Raw genomic sequence first — 17,870 nt, 5'->3', positions numbered from 1 at the left:
CTGCACTGGGCGCGCCGGTCCCCCGCCGCCTTCCCGGACGGCCGGCTGTTCGCGGATCTGCGGGGCTTCGGGGACGCCGCCGAGCCGACCCCGCTGGAGGTGCTGCGGGAGTTCCTGCTCGCGCTGGGGGTGGCGCCCCGCCGGGTGCCGGAGTCCGCGGCCGGCGCGGCCGCCCTGTTCCGGTCGCTGACCGACCGGCTCAGCCTGCTCGTCGTGCTCGACAACGCCCGCGACTCCGCGCAGGTCAGGCCGCTGCTGCCGGGCGGGGCGGACTGCGTCACGCTGGTGACCAGCCGGCGTCGACTGGAAGGGCTCATCGCCTCGGACGCCGCCGTCCCCGTCCCGCTGGACGTGCTGGAGCCGCCGGACGGCACCGCGCTGCTCGCCGGGGTCCTCGGCGAGGAACGGGTTCTGGCCGAACCGGTGGCGGCAGGGCGGCTCGCCGAGCTGTGCGGCGGACTGCCCCTCGCCCTGCGGGTGACGGCGGCCCGGCTGGCCGGCCGGCCGCAGTGGACGCTGGCCGCCATGGCCGACGAGCTCGCGGACGAGCGGAGCCGGCTGTCGTACCTGGACGTGGAGGACACCGGCGTCTCCGCCGCGCTCCGGCTCACCGTGCAGCAGCTCCCGGCGGACGCCGTGCACCACCTCAGCCGGCTCGGCCACCACCCGGGCAGCCACTTCGACCCGTACACCGCCGCCGCGCTCGCCGGCAGCGACCCGGTCACCGCCGGGGCCGCGCTGGAACGGCTCGCCGCCGCCCATCTGGTCACGGAGGCCGGCCCCGGCCGCTGGATACTGCACGACCTCGTCCGGCTGTACGCGCGCGGGCTCGACCCGGAGGCCGGTCCGTACGCGCTCCAGGGGGTGCTGGACCACTACATCGCCACCGCGCTCGCCGCCGCCGACACGGCCGAACCGGGCGGCGAGCCCTGCTTCGTGCTGCCCGACGACTACCGCGCCCCGGCCGCGATCCGGGACTTCACCGACCGGCCGGCGGCCATGCGCTGGCTGGCCGCCGAGCGCGAGGACCTGGCGCTGGCCGCCTCGGCCGCCCGGGCCGCCGGGCTCGACGACCGGGCGTGGCGGATCATCCTGCTCCAGTGGCCGCACATGGTGTGGCGGGTCCGGGACGGCTGGACGCCGATGCTGGAGCTGGCTCTCGCGGCGGCCCTCGCGCTCAAGGACCCGTACGCCGAATCGCGGGTCCGCAATCTGCTCGGCTGGGTGCTGACGGAGGAGGGCAGGACCGGTGAGGCCGTCGCCATGCTCGATCCGTCACCCGGTCTCGCCCGGCAGTGCGGGGACCGGCTCGGCGAGGCGACCGCGCTGGTCAACCTGGCGATCGTGCAGGCCGAGCAGGGGGACCTCGAACTGGCGATGGAGGGCTGCGAGCGGGCCCTGGAGCTGGCCCGGGAGGAGCCCGACGCCCACACGGAGATGCTCGCCCTCCAGCACCTGGCCCGGATGCAGCTCACGGCGGGCCGCCCGCAGGACGCCCTGGACTCCGCCCGGTCCGCGTTCGACCTGGGCCCCGAGGAGGAGGAAGCCGCCCGCCGGGTGCTGCTGCTGTCCGTCAGCGGGGAGGCGCACCTCGCCCTCGGCGCGGAGGAGGAGGGCATCCGCCTCCTGGACGAGGCCGCGGCGGAGGCGGAGCGCACGGGCTACGACGAGGGCGCGGTCCGGGCCCTGGAGGCGCTGCTGCGCGTCACGGCGAGCCCGGACTACGTGCGGCGCCGCGACGAGGCGGCGCGCCGTCTGTCAGCCGACGCCTGACCCCTCCTCGTCCATGCCGGCCAGCACCAGCGGCAGCCGGGCGGCCCCGCCGGGCGTGACGCGGACCGGGACGCCCCAGTCCTGCTGGTGGACGTGGCAGGCCGGGTACTCGTTCGCCGGGTCGTCGTCGCAGGACGCGGCCATCGCGGAGACGTGGAGAACGCCCTCGGTGACGCCGTCCGCGAGGACGAGGTCGCGGAAGAGGTCGGTGCCGGCACCGTCGCCCGCGGCCAGCAGTTCCGGCGGGGTGGAGGAGACCAGCAGCCGGGTCGAGGGTCCGTACCGGGTGTCCAGCTTCTGCCCGGCGGGCGCCTGGAAGACGATGTCGAGCCGGAGCGCGCCGGGCGCGACCTCGGTGGCCGCCCGCTGGGTGCGGTGGGCCTGCTCGGCGACGCGTACCGCCTCCTCGGGCAGCCGCAGCCGGGTCAGCCGGTGCCGGGCGGACTCCACGACGACGAGATCGCCGTCCACCAGGACCGCCCCGCTGGGCTCCCGCAGGTCCGTGGCGAGGGTGGTCACCTCCCCGGTCGCCGGGTCGTAGCGGCGCAGGGCGTGGTTGTAGGTGTCGCAGACGGCGACGGAGCCGTCCGGCAGGGCGGTGACGCCCAGCGGGTGCTGGAGGAGGGCCTGTCCGGCGTCCCCGTCCCGGTGGCCGAAGTCGAAGAGGCCGGTGCCCACGGCGGTTTGCACGGCGCCCTCGCGGTCGACCCAGCGCACGGCGGACGTCTCCGAGTCCGCGACCCACAGCCGGTCCTCGGTCGCCGCCAGCCCGGACGGCTGGGCGAACCACGCCTCCGCGCCGGGCCCGTCGACCAGGCCCTCGTTGGTGGTCCCGGCCGCGACGCGGACGGTGCCGTCCTCGGGGTCGTAGGTCCACAGCTGGTGGACACCGGCCATGGCGATCCAGAGCCGGCCGTCGAACCAGGCGACGTCCCACGGCGAGGAGAGGTCGGTCTCGCGGGCCGGGCCGCTGGTGGCCGCCCCCTGCCACCACTGGCGGCCGGTGCCGGCGAGGGTGGTCGTCACGCCGGTCGTGAGGTCGAGTGCGCGCAGGGCGTGGTTGACCGTGTCGGCGACCGCGATCCGCCCGTCGGGCAGCAGGGCGAGGCCCTGGGGTTCGCTGAAGCGGACCTGCTCCGGCCCGCCGTCGGCGAAGCCGCGTTCGCCCGTCCCGAAGGACCGGCGCACGGTCTCGCCGTCCGGGTCCAGCTCGACCAGCCGGTGGCGGGTCGTGTCGGAGACGAGGAAGCCGCCGTCCGCGAGGAGCAGCGCCTTGCCGGGGAACCGCAGATGCGTGGCGACCGGCTCCGGTGCCACGTACGGCCCGTCCCCGCGGCGCAGGGTGCCCTTCGCGCCGTGCTCCGCCTCCAGCTCCTCGACCAGCTTCTCCAGGGCGTGGGCGTGCCCCTCGCCGGCGTGCTGGGCGACGACATAGCCCTCGGGGTCGATGACGACGAGGGTGGGCCAGGCGCGTACGGCGTACTGCTTCCAGGTCGCCAGCTCGGGGTCGTCGAGCACCGGGTGGTGGACCTCGTACCGCTCCACCGCGTCCACCACGGCCTGGTGCTCGGCCTCGTGGACGAACTTCGGCGAGTGCACGCCGATGATCACGACGGTGTCGCGGTGCTTCTCCTCCAGCTCCCGCAGCTCGTCGAGAACATGCAGGCAGTTCACACAGCAGAAGGTCCAGAAATCCAGGATGACGATGCGTCCCCGCAGGTCGGCGAGGGTGTACTGCTGGTCGCCTGTATTGAGCCAGCCGCCCTTGCCGATGAGTTCGGGGGCCCTGACGCGCGCACGTGTTGCCATGGCACCAGTCAACATCACCGTGGCCTCCCCGCATTCCGCCGGTGGGTCGGGGAACCTGGATGCCATGAGACTTCTTGTGCGCGAACGCCTCCTCGGCATCGGTGACGACTACTGGATCGAGGACGCGGACGGCCGCAAGGTCTTCCTGGTCGACGGCAAGGCCATGCGGGTGCGCGACACCTTCGAGCTGAAGGACGTACAGGGCCGCGTCGTCGTCGAGATCCGCCAGAAGCTCCTCAGCCTGCGCGACACGATGCTGATCGCACGCGACGGCGAGCAGTTGGCCACGATCAAGCGCAAGCGGCTGTCCCTGCTCCGCAACCACTACCGCGTGACGCTGGTGGACGGCACCGAGCTGGACGTCAGCGGCAAGATCCTGGACCGCGAGTTCGCCGTGGAGTACGACGGCGAGCTGCTGGCCCAGGTCTCCCGCCGCTGGCTCACCGTCCGCGACACCTACGGCATCGACATCGTCCGGGAGGACGCAGACGCGGCGCTGCTGATCGCGGTGGCGGTCTGCGTGATCGTCCTCGCGGACAAGGAGCGCGAGGACTGACCGCACGGCGTACGCCGAACGGCCCGTGTTTCACGTGAAACGCAGGACCTAGCCGGTCGGCCCCAGGCGCCGGTCCTTGAGCGCGGGGAACTGCTCCCGGGTGGTGGCGACCTTGGCCGCGTCGAACTCCACGGTCAGCACCTCCTCGCCCGCCCCCGCCTCCGCGAGCACCTCGCCCCAGGGGTCCACGACCAGGGAGTGCCCGGCCTGCGGGACCTCCGCGTGGGTGCCGGCGCAGCCGACGGCCAGGACGTACGCCTGGTTCTCGACGGCACGGGCCTGCGCGAGCAGGGTCCAGTGGGCGCGGCGGCGCTCCGGCCAGCCGGCGGCGACGACCAGCGTTTCGGCCCCGGCGTCGATCAGACCCCGGAACAGCTCGGGGAAGCGCAGGTCGTAGCAGGTGGCCAGGCCGAGCGTGGTCGTCGGCAGGGCGACGGTCACCAGTTCCGCGCCGGCGCCCATCATCACGGCCTCGCCCCGGTCGAAGCCGAAGCGGTGGATCTTGCGGTAGGCGGCGACCCGTTCGCCCTCGGGGGAGAAGACGAGCGCGGTGTTGTAGAGGGTGCCGTCGTCCGCCCGCTCCACGATGGAGCCCGCGTGCAGCCAGACCCCGGCCTCGGCGGCGGCCTCCGCCATCACCTGGTGCGTCGGCCCGGTCAGGGGTTCCGCCTCGTCCTCGAACGCCGTGTAGGAGAAGGCGCCGACCGGCCACAGTTCCGGGAGCACCACGAGGTCCGCGCCCCGCTGCCCGACGACCAGTGAGGCGGCGCGCCGCCTGCGGGAATCGACGGATTCGTCCGGGTCTACTGCGATCTGGATGAGGGAGGCGCGCACACTACCACCGTCCTGGCATTCGAGCCGTCGATACGGCCTACGATCGTCACACGAAAGCACTGCCGGGGTGCCTGCTCGCAGCGTAACTTAGCCATCGAACCCAATCGCCGCCCGCAGCCCGCAGCCCGACCGCCCGCGCCCAGTTGCCCATGCACCGCAGAACCGCACGAGGGGTCACGTGACCGTCCATCCCAGCCTTCAGACCTACGCCGACGCCTGGACCCACTCCATCGAGTCGATAGCCGAGCTGGTGGGCCCGCTCACCGAGGGCGAGTGGAACGGCCGCACGCCCTGCCCCAACTGGTCCGTGCGCGACATCGTCTCGCACATCATCGGCATGGAGTGCGAGCAGCTCGGCGACCCGCGTCCGATCCACACCCTGCCGCGCGACCTCTTCCATGTGCAGAGCGACTTCGCCCGCTACATGGAGATGCAGGTGGACGTCCGGCGCCACCACACCGCGCCGGAGATGACCTCCGAGCTGGAGTACACGATCATTCGCCGGGCCCGGCAGCTGCGCAACGAGACGCGTGACCCGGAGACCATGGTGCGGGCCCCGCTGGGGACGGAGCAGACCCTCGAAACGGCGCTGCGGATGCGCGCGTTCGACGTCTGGGTGCACGAGCAGGACCTGCGGACGGCCCTGGGCCGCCCCGGCAACCTGGACTCCCCCGGTGCCCTGGTCGCCCGCGACGTGCTGCTGCTCGGGCTGCCGAAGGTGGTGGCCAAGAGCGCCGGGGCACCGGCCAACTCGGCGGTCGTGCTGGACGTGCACGGGGAGCTGGAGTTCCTGCGGACGGTACGGGTGGACGCCGAGGGACGCGGTTCGCTGGATGTCGCCCCCTCGCTCGGGCCGGTCGCCACGCTGGCCATGGACTGGGAGACGTACGTCCGGCTGGCCTGCGGCCGGGTACGGCCCGCCGCCGTCGCGGACCGGATCAAGACCGAGGGCGACCAGGAGCTGGCCGACGCGATCCTCCAGCACTTCGCCGTCACCCCGTAACCCGGACACGGCCCCGGCACCAGCGGCGCCCGCCCCCACGAGGGGGACGGGCGCGCCGCCGTTTCCGGGCCGTACCGGTCTCACACGGGGACGTGCACCGCCTCCACGCGGCTGATCACGTGGGTCTCGCGCTCGCGGCGGGCGGCCTTCCGCCGCAGCCGCAGGATCTGCGTGACGCCCAGGGCCTCCAGGACGAAGACGGAGGAGAACGCCACCCGGTAGTCGTCACCGGTCGCGTCCAGCAGCACGCCCACGGCCAGCAGCGTGGTCATCGAGGCGATGAAGCCGCCCATGTTGACGATGCCGGACGCGGTGCCCTGGCGCTCCGGCGGGTTGGCCGGCCGGGAGAAGTCGAAGCCGATCATCGAGGCCGGTCCGCAGGCCCCGAGGACCGTGCACAGGACGATCAGCAGCCACATCGGCGCGTGGGCGCCGGGGTGGAGGATCGTCGCCGCCCACAGCGCGGCCGTGGTGCCGACCGTGCCCAGGGCCAGCGGGACGCGCGCCGCGTGGTGGCGGGCGATGACCTGCCCGTAGACGAGGCCGAGCGCCATGTTGGACAGCACCACGAGCGTCAGCAGCTCACCGGCGGTCCCCCGGTCCAGGCCCTGGTCCTCGACCAGGAACGGCATGCCCCACAGCAGCAGGAACACCATGGCCGGGAACTGCGTCGTGAAGTGCACCCACATGCCGAGCCGGGTGCCGGGCTCCCGCCAGGCGGCCGCGATCTGCTTGCGTACGAACGCCCAGCCCGCGTGCCGCACGGGCGGCGGCTCGTACCCCTCGGGGTGGTCCTTCAGGAAGAGCAGGAGCAGCACCAGGACCACGACCCCGGCCAGCGAGCTGCCGACGAAGGTGGCGGTCCAGCCGAAGTCGTGCAGGGCGCGGGCGATGACCAGCGTCGAGACGAGGTTGCCCGCCATCCCGAACAGGGCCGCGACCTGGCCGATCAGCGGTCCGCGCCGGGCCGGGAACCAGCGCGATCCCAGCCGCAGCACGCTGATGAACGTCATCGCGTCGCCGCAGCCCAGCAGCGCGCGCGAGGCGAGCGCCGTGCCGTACGAGGGGGAGAGCGCGAAGCCGAGCTGGCCGAGGGTGAACAGGACGGCCCCGAGGGTGAGGACCCGCTTGGTGCCGAGCCGGTCGACCATCAGGCCGACGGGTATCTGCATGCCCGCGTAGACGAGCAGCTGGAGGATGGAGAAGGTGGAGAGCGCCGAGGCGTTGACGCCGAACCGGTCGGCGGCGTCGAGCCCGGCGACGCCGAGGCTCGTGCGGAAGATGATGGCGACGAAGTAGACGGCGACGCCGATGCCCCAGACCCAGGCGGCGCGCCGGCCGCCCGGCGGGTCACCGGGCAGGGGCAGCGTGGGCGCGGCGGCGGAACTCAACGGTCCTCACCGCCCATGACCAGCGCCTTGACCCGGCCGACGTGGCGGCGCACGACCCGGGCCGCGTCCTCGGCGTCACCGGCCCGGATCGCCTCCAGCAGCTCGGCGTGCTCCGCGATGTTGGCGGCGATCCGGTCCGGGTGGGCCTCCATGACGGCGACGCCCATCCGCAGCTGGCGGTCGCGCAGCTGGTCGTAGAGGCGGGACAGGATCTGGTTGCCCGCGTGCCGGACGATCTCGGCGTGGAAGCAGCGGTCCTTCACGGAGACGGTGGCCAGGTCACCGGCCTCGGAGTGGCGTCGCTGCTCCTCCAGGAGTGCTTCGAGGCGGGCGACGAGCTGCGGGGGCGCGGGCACGGCCTTGCGCGCCGCGAACTCCTCGACCAGCAGCCGGGTCTCCACCACGTCCGCGATCTCCTGGGCGGAGACGGCGAGCACCAGGGCACCCTTCTTCGGATAGAGCTTGATCAGCCCCTCGACCTCCAGGCGCAGCAGCGCCTCGCGCACCGGTGTCCGCGACACCCCCACCGCCTCGGCGAGGCCGCCTTCGGTCAGCAGCGTGCCGCCCTCGTAGCGGCGGGCCAGCACGGCGTCCTTGACGTGCGCGTAGACGCGCTCGGCGGCCGGCGGACGCTTGGCGGGCGGGGTGGCGGGGCCGGAGGGGGCCGGGGGCGCGGGGTGTGCGGCGGGGGCGGGGGCAGGCATGCACACAGCATAGATACAACATGTACGCAACCGCCGCCCCGGTCCACGATGCGGGCAGCGGCCCTACCGCTCGCAGGCCAGCAGGAGCGTCGTGCCGCCGTCCTCCTCGGCGATGTCGCGGACGTGACGGAAGCCGACCTTCCGCAGGGCGGCCAGCGAGGCCGCGTTCGGCTCCGCCACCGTCGCGTACACCCGGTCGAGGTCCAGCGTCTCGAACCCGTAGGCGACGATCCTGCGGGCGAGTTCGGTGCCGAGGCCCTGACCCCACGCCTCGTGCGCGAGGGCGTAGATCAGCTCATGGCCCTCGACCTCCTTCGACGGCTTGATCTCCGCGTGGCCGATCATCCGGCCGTCCCGGCGCACGGCCCAGACGTCGAAGGCGCCCGGCTCGTACACGTGCGTGAAGACGCGCGAGAAGAGGGCGCGGCAGCTCTCCTCGGGCTCGGGGCCGTCGCCCATCCAGCGCGAGACCCGGGTGTCCATGAAGAGGGCGACGAAGTCCTCCTCGTCGGCCCGTACGTACGGTTCGAGGACCAGGCGTTCGCTGCGCAGGGAGGGGGTCATGGAGCGGGACGCTATCCCAGCTCCTACGCGGAGGGCCCGTCGTTTTCCACCAGCCGCAGCGTCGGGCGCTGCGGGGCGAAGTCGCCGATGCCCAGCGCCGCCTCGCGCCACTGCGCGGCGAGTTCGAGCAGGCGCTCGTCGTCCTGGTCGTGGGACGGCGCCGGCACGTCCGGCACGGTCCGCCACAGGATCGTCGCGGCGAACCGGACCGCGTGCAGCGCGGCCGTCGTATGCGCCTCGACCCCGTCCTCCCCCAACTGCCGCAACGCCTCCAGGCGCTCGGCGAGGGCGAGGAGCTCGCCGTATGCCCTGACGGACTCCTGCGCACGCACGACATCGTCCACGGTTACCTCCGGCCTCCGGGGCGCTCGGCGCACCTGTCGCCGAGGTACACCGGGCCGCCCGCCGGCCCCCGTGCCGACGGGGGCTCGGATGTGACGCCGATGGTAGCCCCTGGCCACGGCACGTCAGCGCCCCACGCACACCACGGGCCGTGGGGCGGCCCCCGGATGTCGTAAAAAATCACCCCCTCGTGGACCACAACCAAGGGGGGCGGTCATTCGTCTTATCAGCGCAGCGGCACCTCATGTGGCCGCATTCCAGGGGCATTTGGAGCGTTTATCTTGAAACTCGGCATTAAGGGCATAAGGCGCGCGTCCGCGACCGCGACGGTGGCCCTCACGACGGGCGCCCTCATCGCCGGCGGCGCCCTCGCCTCCACGGCACAGGCCGCCGCGCCGAAGGCGCCGTCGATCGTCGCCAAGGGCGGCTTCGTGATGAACAACGGCACCGGCAAGACGCTGTTCACGAAGGCCGCGGACACCCGCCGCTCCACCGGTTCGACGACGAAGATCATGACCGCGCGCGTGGTGCTGGCCCAGAAGGGCCTGAACCTGGACTCCAAGGTCACGATCCAGAAGGCGTACAGCGACTACATCGTCTCCAAGGGCGCGTCCTCGGCGCGCCTGATCGTGGGCGACAAGGTCACCGTCCGTCAGCTGCTCTACGGCCTCATGCTGCCCTCGGGCTGCGACGCGGCCTACGCGCTGGCCGACAAGTTCGGCTCCGGCAAGACCCGCGCGGCGCGCGTGAAGTCGTTCATCGGCAAGATGAACAGCACCGCCAAGTCGCTGGGCCTGAAGAACACCCACTTCGACTCGTTCGACGGCATAGGCAACGGGTCCAACTACTCGACGCCGCGCGACCTGACGAAGCTCGCGAGCAGCGCGATGAAGTACTCCACGTTCCGCACGGTCGTGAAGACGAAGTCGACGAAGCAGAAGGTCACGACGAAGAACGGCGGCTACCGCTACATGTCGTGGACCAACACCAACAAGCTCCTCGGCTCGTACAGCGGTGCGATCGGCGTGAAGACGGGCTCCGGCCCGGCGGCCAAGTACTGCCTGGTCTTCGCCGCGACCCGCAACGGCAAGACCGTCATCGGCACGGTCCTGACGTCGTCGTCCGAGGCGAACCGCACGGCGGACGCGAAGAAGCTGATGGACTACGGCTTCAAGAAGTAACCGGTATCCGAGCCGTACGGGCCCCGCACACGATCGCGTGCGGGGCCCGTACGTTCCTCAGCGCGTGGCCGGGCGGTACCGGGTGCCCTCCACGCCGCCGTAGCGGTCGATCTCGACCGGCGCGAGGTACGGCTCGGTCTCCCGGTCCTTGCCCGTGACCCCGTCCAGGACGACCGGCGAGCCGCTCAGGTCCCCGTACAGGGCGCCGTGCCAGAAGCCGGTCATCCGGGGCACCGAACGCCCGGAGTGGTCCGGCAGCGTCCACTTCTGCCGGAACGTGGCGGCCTCGAACACCACGATCGCGTGGTCCGACCCCGGCTCGCGGTCCCGGGAGCAGGCGACCAGGGACCGGGCGTCGTGCAGGCACCGCCAGCCGTGGCCTTCGAGGAGCACGCGGTTCTTGCCGCCGGCCGCGTCCACGACGATCGTGTTCTCGCCGCGGTCCGCGCTCAGCAGCGCGGGCGAGGCGTTCGCGGGCTCCCGCGCGTCCGCGACGGTCCACCGCTCCTTGCCCGTCCCCGCGTCGAGGCCCAGCAGCCGGCCCTGCTGGTAGCCGGTCCGCTCGCCGCCGGCCACGACCCCGTCCGCGAGGTTCACCGCCCGGTAGTCGGCCCGCTTCCAGCGGAGGTCGCCGGAGGCGGGGTCGAGGGCGTACGTGGTGTCGGCCGCGGTCACGATCGCGGTGCCGGCGTCCACCCCGACGACCTGCGGTGCCAGGTTCTCGTCGGCGCCGATGGGGCGGGCGGCGAGCCCGGTGGAGCTGGGGTCGGCCGGGATCTCGGCCGACCAGGTCTTCTTCCCGGTGGCCGTGTCGACGGCCATGACCTCGACCACGGACCGGCTCGGCGCGGTGCCCTCGGCCGCCGTCCGCCGGTTCCAGGCGGCGTACACCGTCCTGCCGTCCGCCGCGACCAGGGGCGGCATCCGCTTGGTCCCGAAGCCGCCCCGGTCGGCCTCGTTCTCCGTATCCGCCTGCCACCGGGACCTGCCCGTACGGGTGTCGAGCGCCATGATCCCGCTCTGGCCGCCGATGTACGCCACACCGTCCACCAGCGTCACGGCGGGGCGCAGGGCCTGCCCGCTCGCCGTGCTCGGCTGCCCGGCGCCCGGCAGGTCCACCGCGTCGCCGCCGAACTGCACGGGCGGGTCGAACGAGCGGCGTCCGGGCTGCTTCCCGGCACCGTCACCCGCGCCCCCGGCACCCGCGCTCCCGGCCTCCGCGCCCCCGGTCTTCCCGGACGCCTTCGCCCCGGCCGCACCGCCGCCACCGTCCCCGCAGGCCGTCAGCGCACCGGCCGCCAATGCGACCGCGGCCGCGGCGGCGGCCCATCGGCGCACCCCGCCCTTCCCCCTCATCGTTCCCCCCACACCTCGTGCGGCCCTTCGCCGCCTTCGCGATCACAAAGACCCTAGCGCCCGGGCGCGTTGCCGGTCGCGGCGTCCCGGCAGCGGTCCGCGGAGCCGCCGGAAATCCGGTGGAACGGCGTCACGTCCGCCCGCTACGGTGCCCGCCGGGCCCGGCCTTCCCGGCGCGCCCGCTGTCTCTGCCGTCCCCGGAAAGGGCGTCCGTTGTACATCGCGTGAGACCTCCCCACTGCTGATCTGTCGCGCGTCGCACCTGTGCGCCGCGCTGCTTCCTGCTGCGGACTTCTCACCCGGAACCGGTGTACTCCTGTGCTCATCCGCTGGGCCGTCGTGCCCACCCGCCTGCCCCTCGTCCTGCGCCGCTGCCACGCCTGTGCGTCCGGCAGCTTCCGCCCGCACGGCAAGTTCCGTGTCAACGCGCACCACAAGCTGCTCGACGCCTGGCTCCTCGCACTCTGCACGGGGTGCGGGGTCACCACGAAGATCACCGTGCTGGAGCGGGCCCACGTCCGCTCGGTGCGGCCCGCACTGCTGGACCGGATGCACGCCAACGATCCGGCCCTGGCGGCCGAACTCCTCCAGGACGGCGTCCTGCTGCGCCGCAACCACATCGCCCTGGACTGGACGGGCGCCTGGCGCCTGGACACCGGCGACGCCGTCCCGCCGGAGCGGGCGGTCCTCGACGTGTCGGTGCGGTTCGGGGCGCGGATCACCGTCCGGCCGCTCCGGCTCGTCGCGGACGGCTTCGGCTTCTCCCGCGCCGAGGCGGAACGCCTGCTCGCCGAGGGGCAACTCGTCTCCCCGACGCGGCTGACCGGCCGGACGTCGAGCGACTTCGGCTTCCTGCTGAAGCGCTGAGGGGGTCGCGCGGCGGGGGCGCCCCCGCCGCGCGAAGCCCTTCAGTGCGCCGCGAGCCTTCCTACGAGGGTGATCGCGCGGAACAGCAACGCGCGCTCCTCGGGGCTCAGTTCCGCGTCGATCGCGCGGGCCAGCCAGTCGGCCCGCCGCTCCCGCTCCTCCTCCAGGAGCGCGCGCCCGGCGTCCGACAGCTCGACGAGACTCTTGCGGCCGTCCGTGGGGTGGGCACGCCGGGTGATCAGCCCCTGGTCCATGAGCAGCCCGACGGCGCGCGCCATCGACTGCGGCCGCACCCGCTGGGCGGCGGCGAGTTCGCTGGTGGTCAGGGCGCCGTTGCGGTCCAGCTCGCCGAGGACGGCCACCTGACCGAGCGGCATCTGGTCCTCAAGCTTCACGCGGCGGGTGAGCTTGCCCATCGCTGTGCGCAGCTCGGCGGCGATGGCGGCGGATTCCGGGAGGGGCATACCGAACTTTAACGCGGGGTTCCGGGGCGGAACCGCGCGGCGACACCGTACGGCCGGCCTGCCCGGCACCCCTCCCGGAAGCAACTGCACAGCAGAACTGTTCAGCACAGCTACTCAGCCAAACTGAACAGCATTGCTGTACAGTCGAGCGCAGCCGGGTTCCGCGCCACCGTCGTCGCAGCCGAACCGCGGCACGCGCCAACGGGAAGGACCACTCCCATGACCGCCATCACCTCCGTCACCGGCCGCCGCGTCCTGGACAGCAGGGGCAACCCGACCGTCGAGGTGGACGTACGCCTCGCCGACGGCTCGCTGGGCCGGGCCGCGGTCCCCTCCGGGGCGTCCACCGGAGCCCGCGAGGCCGTGGAACTGCGCGACGGCGACCCGGCCCGCTGGCACGGCAAGGGCGTCGACCGGGCCGTGCGCCACGTCGGCACCGAACTGGCCGCGGCCGTCGTCGGCCGGGAGGCGGAGGACCAGGCCGGGCTGGACGAGGCGCTCGTCGCGGCGGACGGCACGGCCACGAAGTCCCGGCTGGGCGCCAACGCGATCCTGGGCGTCTCCCTGGCTGCCGCCAAGGCCGCGGCGGCGGCCCACCGCCTGCCGCTGTACCGGTACCTGGGCGGGTCGGACGCCCGGCTGCTGCCCGTCCCGATGATGAACATCGTCAACGGGGGCGCGCACGCGGACAATCCGCTGGACTTCCAGGAGTTCATGATCGCCCCCATCGGCGCGCCCACCTTCGCCGAGGCCGTCCGGATGGGCTCGGAGGTCTTCCACACCCTGCGCCGCGACCTGCTCGCCGCCGGCCACTCCACGGGCGTGGGCGACGAGGGCGGCTTCGCACCCGCGCTGCGTACGGCGGAGGAGGCGCTGGACTTCGTCGTCGCGGCGGTCGAACGCGCCGGGTACCGGCCGGGCACGGACATCGGACTCGTCATGGACCCGGCGACGTCGGAGTTCTTCCGGGACGGCGTGTACGACTACGCGGGCGAGGGCGTACGCCGCACCCCCGCGGAACACGCGGACTACCTGGTGAAGCTGATCGACGGCTACCCGGTCGTGTCGGTCGAGGACGCGATGGCGGAGGACGACCTGGCGGGCTGGCGCGAGCTGACCGCCCGCGTCGGCGACCGCTGCCAGCTCACCGGTGACGACGTGTTCTGCACCAACAACGCGCTGCTGCGCGAGGGCATCGCGACCGGGGTCGCCAACTCGGTCCTGGTGAAGGTCAACCAGATCGGCACCCTGACGGAGGCGATGACCACGGTCGCCACCGCGCACCGGGCGGGCTACACGGCCGTCATGTCGCACCGCTCGGGCGAGACCGAGGACACCACCATCGCGGACCTGGCGGTCGCCACGGGCTGCGGCCAGATCAAGACGGGCTCGCTGTCCCGCTCGGACCGCACGGCCAAGTACAACCAGCTGATCCGCATCGAGGAGGAGCTGGGCGCGTCCGCCCGGTACGCGGGCACGGAGGCCCTGCGCGCCCGCTGACCGCCACGGCGCACGACCGCCCCCGCCCCCTCCCGCCCGGCGCATCCCTGCCCCACCCGTGCGCGAATCGTGCGCCGGGGTGGGGCAAGGGTGAAGGACCGGTGCGCGGCCTGGTGGGGCCCGGAAGGCACCCGTAGACTCCGGGCGCCCCAACCCCACCGGAACCGGCGGGAGTTGGCGGCTGCCGAACCACGCGTCCGTGAGGGGACCAGATCGTGAGTGCGCTGCCGACCGTCATCGTCGTCGTCTTCCTCGTCCTCCTGCTCGTCTGGATCGTCTCCGCGTTCACCGGGGGCCGGAAGGACGACAACCGCGGCGGAGGCCACTGAGCCGCCCCCGGCCGGGCGGCGTCAGTCCTGCTCCTCCTCCGCGAGGGTCAGGGCGTCGGCGAGCATGCGGACCGCGAACTCCCGGTCGTCCGTGATGCGGTTGATCTGCTCGGCGAGCAGGAACGCGGTGACCTCCAGGGGGGCCATCTCCGCCTCGGTCCAGTTGCCGTACTGCATGCGCCAGAGGTTGGGGCTCAGGCCCGTACCGGCGGCGACGACCATGCCGACCATCGTGGGGATGACCTCGGGGGCCACGCTCCGCGTCATCCGGCTCATCGCCTCGACGAAGCCGGGCACCACGTATTCGAGGACGTCCTTGTCGTGGGCCTCGTGGGCCTCGCGCAGCCACGTCATGAGCATGTAGATGATCGTGCAGGTGCCGTCCACCAGCTCATAGGCTCCGCCGGGGCCCATGGACGCCATGAAGTTCTTGACGAGCATCCGCTGTTCGTCGTCCGGGCCGCCCTCGCGGTCGCTGTAGATGCTCTTGAGCCGGGAGTCCATCAGCAGCAGGGCGGCGCTCACGTCACCGGCGGGCGCGTACTGGGGGTCGCAGGTCGAAGGCACGGCGTTTCTCCCTATGTTGACTGCGGTGAGTAGTGCCCCGTGCGTCCAGAGTAGCCCGGGGCCCGTCTCCGTACGGAAAGATCCCGCTCAACTCCCCCTGCCCATAAGCTGACTGGCACAGCGCGGTACGACGCATCCGGTGCGTACGTGAGAGGTGTGGACATGGCGGCATGGGAGGCGCTGGGAGCGGACGACCCGGTCGACATAGGGTCGTACCGGCTGCTGGGGATCCTCGGGACCGGCGGGATGGGCCGGGTCTATCTCGGCCGGAGCCCCGGCGGACGGCTCGTCGCCGTGAAGGTGGTGCACCGGCACCTGGCGGCCGACCAGCGGTTCCGGGCCCGGTTCGCCAGCGAGGTGTCGGCGGCCCGGCTGGTCAGCGGCGAGGCGGGCGGCAACCGCACCGCGCCCGTGCTGGCGGCCGAACCGGAGGCCGAAGTCCCGTGGGTGGCGACCGGGTACGTGGCCGGCAGCGACCTCGCGGACGTCGTGCAGGAACACGGCCCCCTGCCCGAACGGACCGTACGCGCCCTGGGGTCCGGCCTCGCCGAAGCACTCGGCGCCGTCCACGCCCAGGGCCTCGTGCACCGGGACGTCAAACCGTCCAACGTGCTGCTCGCCCTCGACGGGCCGCACCTGATCGACTTCGGCATCACCCGCGCCGCCGAGTCCGCCACCCACCTCACCACCACCGGGGTCGTCGTCGGCTCGCCCGGCTTCATGGCGCCCGAGCAGGTCACCGGCGAGACGGCCGTCAGCTCCGCCACCGACGTCTTCTCGCTCGGCGCCCTCCTCGCCTACGCGGCGGCGGGCCGGCTCCCGTTTCCCGGCACCGGCACCGCCCAGCTGCTCTACCGCGTCGTGCACACCGAACCGGAACTCGACGAGGTCGCGCCGGACTCGGTGCGGGAGCTGATCGCGGCCTGCCTCGCCAAGGACCCCGCCGCCCGTCCCACGCTCCCCGAGGTCGTACGGCTGCTGGACGGCGAGCCGTCGCCGTCCCCGCTCTGGCTGCCCCCGGAGGTCGCCGACGCCATCGGCCGCCGCGCCGTCGAACTGCTCCAGCTGGAATCCGGCCCCGCGGCCCCCGCACCTGCGCCGCCCGCACCGCCCTCGGTGCGCCCGCCCGAGGCGGTCACGGTTCCGGCGCCCGCTCCGCCGGTCCACGCGCCCGAGGCCGTCACCGTGCGCGCGCCCCTGCGTCCCGTGCCGCCGGACACACCGGCGGCGGCCAGAACGGCCGTACGCACGGCGGTGCTCGCCTCCCGGAAGCCGCCGGCGCCGCCCGTACCGGAGGAGCCGCCGGGCGGACCGTCCAGGAAGCCGGGGCTGTGGCTCGGCGCGGGCGCCTGCGTCCTGCTCGCGTCCGTCTTCACCACGTGGATCATGACGCAGCACGGTGAGCCCGCCCCGCTCCCCGAAGCCTTCATCGGGCGCTGGAACGACGCGAAGACGGGCTACGACAACCGCCTCGAACTCACCGCGGGCAACGAGGGCAACGAGGTGGGCACGCTCGTCGCCGACATCGACGACGAGGAGGGGTCCGCCACCTGCCAGTACCGGCTGACGCTCGACCGCATGGAGTCCGACGGCGCGTACGCCCACCTCAAGGGCACCCCGACGACCTCCGACAACAGCGGCAGGTGCACGGGGGAGCTGAGGGTGAGCCTGCAGAGAATGGGCTACAAGGGCGACCGGGGCGAGAACGTCCTCCAGTTCAGCGCCGGCGGCCCGGTCGTCTCGCTCGGCACCCTGTGGCAGACCGGCTGACCCGGACAACCCGCCGCCCCGGCCCGTCCGGCCCACCGGCCCCCGGGCACGGCGAAGGGCCCGCGCCGACCTCGCGCGAGCCCTCGTGACGACTTACGCCCAGGTGATCAGCCGCTTCGGCTGCTCCAGGATCGCGGCGATGTCCGCCAGGAACTTCGAGCCCAGCTCGCCGTCGATCAGCCGGTGGTCGAACGACAGCGCCAGAGTGGTGACCTGACGCGGCTTCACCTTGCCCTTGTGGACCCACGGCTGGAGCTTGATCGCGCCCACCGCGAGGATCGCGGACTCGCCCGGGTTCAGGATCGGCGTACCGGTGTCCACGCCGAAGACGCCGACGTTGGTGATGGTCACCGTGCCGCCCGCCATCGCGGCCGGGGACGTCTTGCCGTCCCGGGCCGTGGCGACCAGCTCGCCCAGGGACGCGGCCAGCTGCGGCAGCGTCTGGTCGTGGGCGTCCTTGATGTTCGGCACGATCAGGCCACGCGGCGTGGCGGCGGCGATGCCCAGGTTGACGTAGTGCTTCTGGACGATCTCCTGGTTCGCCTCGTCCCAGACCGCGTTGACCCCGGGGTTGCGCTTGATCGCGACCAGGAGGGCCTTGGCGATGATGAGGAGCGGGTTGACCCGCACCCCCGCCATGTCCTTGTCCTCCTTCAGCTCCGCGACCAGCTTCATCGTGCGCGTGACGTCCACGGTCACGAACTCGGTGACGTGCGGGGCGGTGAACGCGCTGCCGACCATCGCCTGTGCGATGGCCTTGCGCACGCCCTTGACCGGGATGCGCGTCTCGCGGGCACCGGCCTCCGCCGCGGGCGCCGCCGCGACCGGAGCCACCGGTTCCGCCGCGGGCTCCGGGGCCG

17 protein-coding genes are annotated in these 17,870 nt (G+C 73.1%); 7 read left to right on the top strand and 10 right to left on the bottom strand.

Going from position 1 to position 17,870, the window contains the following annotated elements:
• Positions 1 to 1,773, top strand: a 1,773-nt coding sequence (locus MHW47_RS18935) for a tetratricopeptide repeat protein (protein ID WP_239224790.1), incomplete at its 5' end; no start/stop codon positions are given.
• Here MHW47_RS18935 and MHW47_RS18930 read toward each other — a convergent pair.
• On the bottom strand, positions 1,759 to 3,582 hold the full coding sequence (locus MHW47_RS18930) for an NHL domain-containing thioredoxin family protein (protein WP_239224789.1): 1,824 nt from the start codon (positions 3,580 to 3,582) through the stop codon (positions 1,759 to 1,761). The two genes, MHW47_RS18935 and MHW47_RS18930, sit on opposite strands and share 15 nt — an antisense overlap.
• Positions 3,583 to 3,646: 64 nt before the next feature.
• Between MHW47_RS18930 and MHW47_RS18925 the strand changes: the two genes are divergently transcribed.
• Entirely contained in the window at positions 3,647 to 4,138 is a 492-nt protein-coding gene (locus tag MHW47_RS18925; RefSeq protein ID WP_239224788.1) for an LURP-one-related/scramblase family protein, read from the top strand.
• Positions 4,139 to 4,186: 48 nt separating this feature from the next.
• On the opposite strand, the gene MHW47_RS18920 is transcribed toward MHW47_RS18925, so the two are convergent.
• A complete protein-coding gene (locus MHW47_RS18920; RefSeq protein ID WP_239224787.1) occupies positions 4,187 to 4,972 on the bottom strand; it encodes a carbon-nitrogen family hydrolase in 786 nt (261 codons plus the stop codon).
• Positions 4,973 to 5,150: 178 nt separating this feature from the next.
• Here MHW47_RS18920 and MHW47_RS18915 point away from each other — a divergent pair, with 178 nt between their 5' ends.
• A complete protein-coding gene (locus tag MHW47_RS18915) occupies positions 5,151 to 5,975 on the top strand; it encodes a maleylpyruvate isomerase family mycothiol-dependent enzyme (protein WP_239224785.1) in 825 nt (274 codons plus the stop codon).
• A gap of 80 nt (positions 5,976 to 6,055) precedes the next feature.
• Here the strand turns inward: MHW47_RS18915 and MHW47_RS18910 are convergent, their stop codons facing one another.
• From MHW47_RS18910 to MHW47_RS18895, 4 genes are all read right to left on the bottom strand, one after another.
• Complete coding sequence (locus MHW47_RS18910; RefSeq protein ID WP_239224783.1) at positions 6,056 to 7,366, bottom strand: nitrate/nitrite transporter; 1,311 nt, start codon at positions 7,364 to 7,366, stop codon at positions 6,056 to 6,058.
• On the bottom strand, positions 7,363 to 8,070 hold the full coding sequence (locus MHW47_RS18905) for a GntR family transcriptional regulator (protein WP_239224781.1): 708 nt from the start codon (positions 8,068 to 8,070) through the stop codon (positions 7,363 to 7,365). Before MHW47_RS18905 ends, MHW47_RS18910 begins: the two co-directional genes overlap by 4 nt.
• 63 nt (positions 8,071 to 8,133) lie before the next feature.
• The gene (locus tag MHW47_RS18900; protein ID WP_239224780.1) at positions 8,134 to 8,634 is read right to left on the bottom strand and encodes a GNAT family N-acetyltransferase; all 501 of its coding nucleotides are present in this window, start codon (positions 8,632 to 8,634) and stop codon (positions 8,134 to 8,136) included.
• Positions 8,635 to 8,657: 23 nt separating this feature from the next.
• Entirely contained in the window at positions 8,658 to 8,978 is a 321-nt protein-coding gene (locus tag MHW47_RS18895; RefSeq protein ID WP_239224778.1) for a hypothetical protein, read from the bottom strand.
• A gap of 279 nt (positions 8,979 to 9,257) precedes the next feature.
• Here MHW47_RS18895 and MHW47_RS18890 point away from each other — a divergent pair, with 279 nt between their 5' ends.
• Positions 9,258 to 10,157, top strand: coding sequence for a D-alanyl-D-alanine carboxypeptidase family protein (locus tag MHW47_RS18890; protein ID WP_239224777.1), 900 nt, complete (start codon positions 9,258 to 9,260; stop codon positions 10,155 to 10,157).
• A 57-nt stretch (positions 10,158 to 10,214) separates the two neighbouring features.
• On the opposite strand, the gene MHW47_RS18885 is transcribed toward MHW47_RS18890, so the two are convergent.
• Positions 10,215 to 11,513 (bottom strand): PQQ-binding-like beta-propeller repeat protein, encoded by a 1,299-nt coding sequence (locus MHW47_RS18885; RefSeq protein ID WP_239224775.1) that lies wholly within the window; start codon positions 11,511 to 11,513, stop codon positions 10,215 to 10,217.
• Positions 11,514 to 11,831: 318 nt separating this feature from the next.
• Here MHW47_RS18885 and MHW47_RS18880 point away from each other — a divergent pair, with 318 nt between their 5' ends.
• Positions 11,832 to 12,380 carry a DUF1062 domain-containing protein gene (locus MHW47_RS18880; RefSeq protein ID WP_239224774.1) on the top strand — a complete coding sequence of 183 codons (549 nt, stop codon included), beginning with the start codon at positions 11,832 to 11,834 and terminating at the stop codon, positions 12,378 to 12,380.
• Between the two features lie 41 nt (positions 12,381 to 12,421).
• Here MHW47_RS18880 and MHW47_RS18875 read toward each other — a convergent pair whose 3' ends face one another.
• Positions 12,422 to 12,844, bottom strand: coding sequence for a MarR family winged helix-turn-helix transcriptional regulator (locus MHW47_RS18875; RefSeq protein ID WP_239224773.1), 423 nt, complete (start codon positions 12,842 to 12,844; stop codon positions 12,422 to 12,424).
• 219 nt (positions 12,845 to 13,063) lie between these two features.
• Here MHW47_RS18875 and eno point away from each other — a divergent pair, with 219 nt between their 5' ends.
• Positions 13,064 to 14,344, top strand: a complete 1,281-nt coding sequence (gene eno / locus MHW47_RS18870; protein ID WP_239224771.1) for a phosphopyruvate hydratase — start codon at positions 13,064 to 13,066, stop codon at positions 14,342 to 14,344.
• 350 nt (positions 14,345 to 14,694) lie between these two features.
• Here eno and MHW47_RS18865 read toward each other — a convergent pair whose 3' ends face one another.
• Positions 14,695 to 15,240 (bottom strand): hypothetical protein, encoded by a 546-nt coding sequence (locus tag MHW47_RS18865; RefSeq protein WP_239224770.1) that lies wholly within the window; start codon positions 15,238 to 15,240, stop codon positions 14,695 to 14,697.
• A gap of 162 nt (positions 15,241 to 15,402) precedes the next feature.
• Here MHW47_RS18865 and MHW47_RS18860 point away from each other — a divergent pair, with 162 nt between their 5' ends.
• On the top strand, positions 15,403 to 17,010 hold the full coding sequence (locus MHW47_RS18860) for a serine/threonine-protein kinase (protein WP_239224768.1): 1,608 nt from the start codon (positions 15,403 to 15,405) through the stop codon (positions 17,008 to 17,010).
• A 93-nt stretch (positions 17,011 to 17,103) separates the two neighbouring features.
• On the opposite strand, the gene MHW47_RS18855 is transcribed toward MHW47_RS18860, so the two are convergent.
• The coding region (locus tag MHW47_RS18855) for a dihydrolipoamide acetyltransferase family protein (RefSeq protein ID WP_239224767.1) at positions 17,104 to 17,870 on the bottom strand (767 nt) is incomplete at its 5' end.

This window comes from Streptomyces sp. OfavH-34-F, assembly GCF_022347745.1.
Classification (GTDB): domain Bacteria; phylum Actinomycetota; class Actinomycetes; order Streptomycetales; family Streptomycetaceae; genus Streptomyces.
The sequence above is the reverse complement of the archived record's forward strand: the minus strand, read 5'-3'. Positions and strand labels throughout refer to the sequence as shown.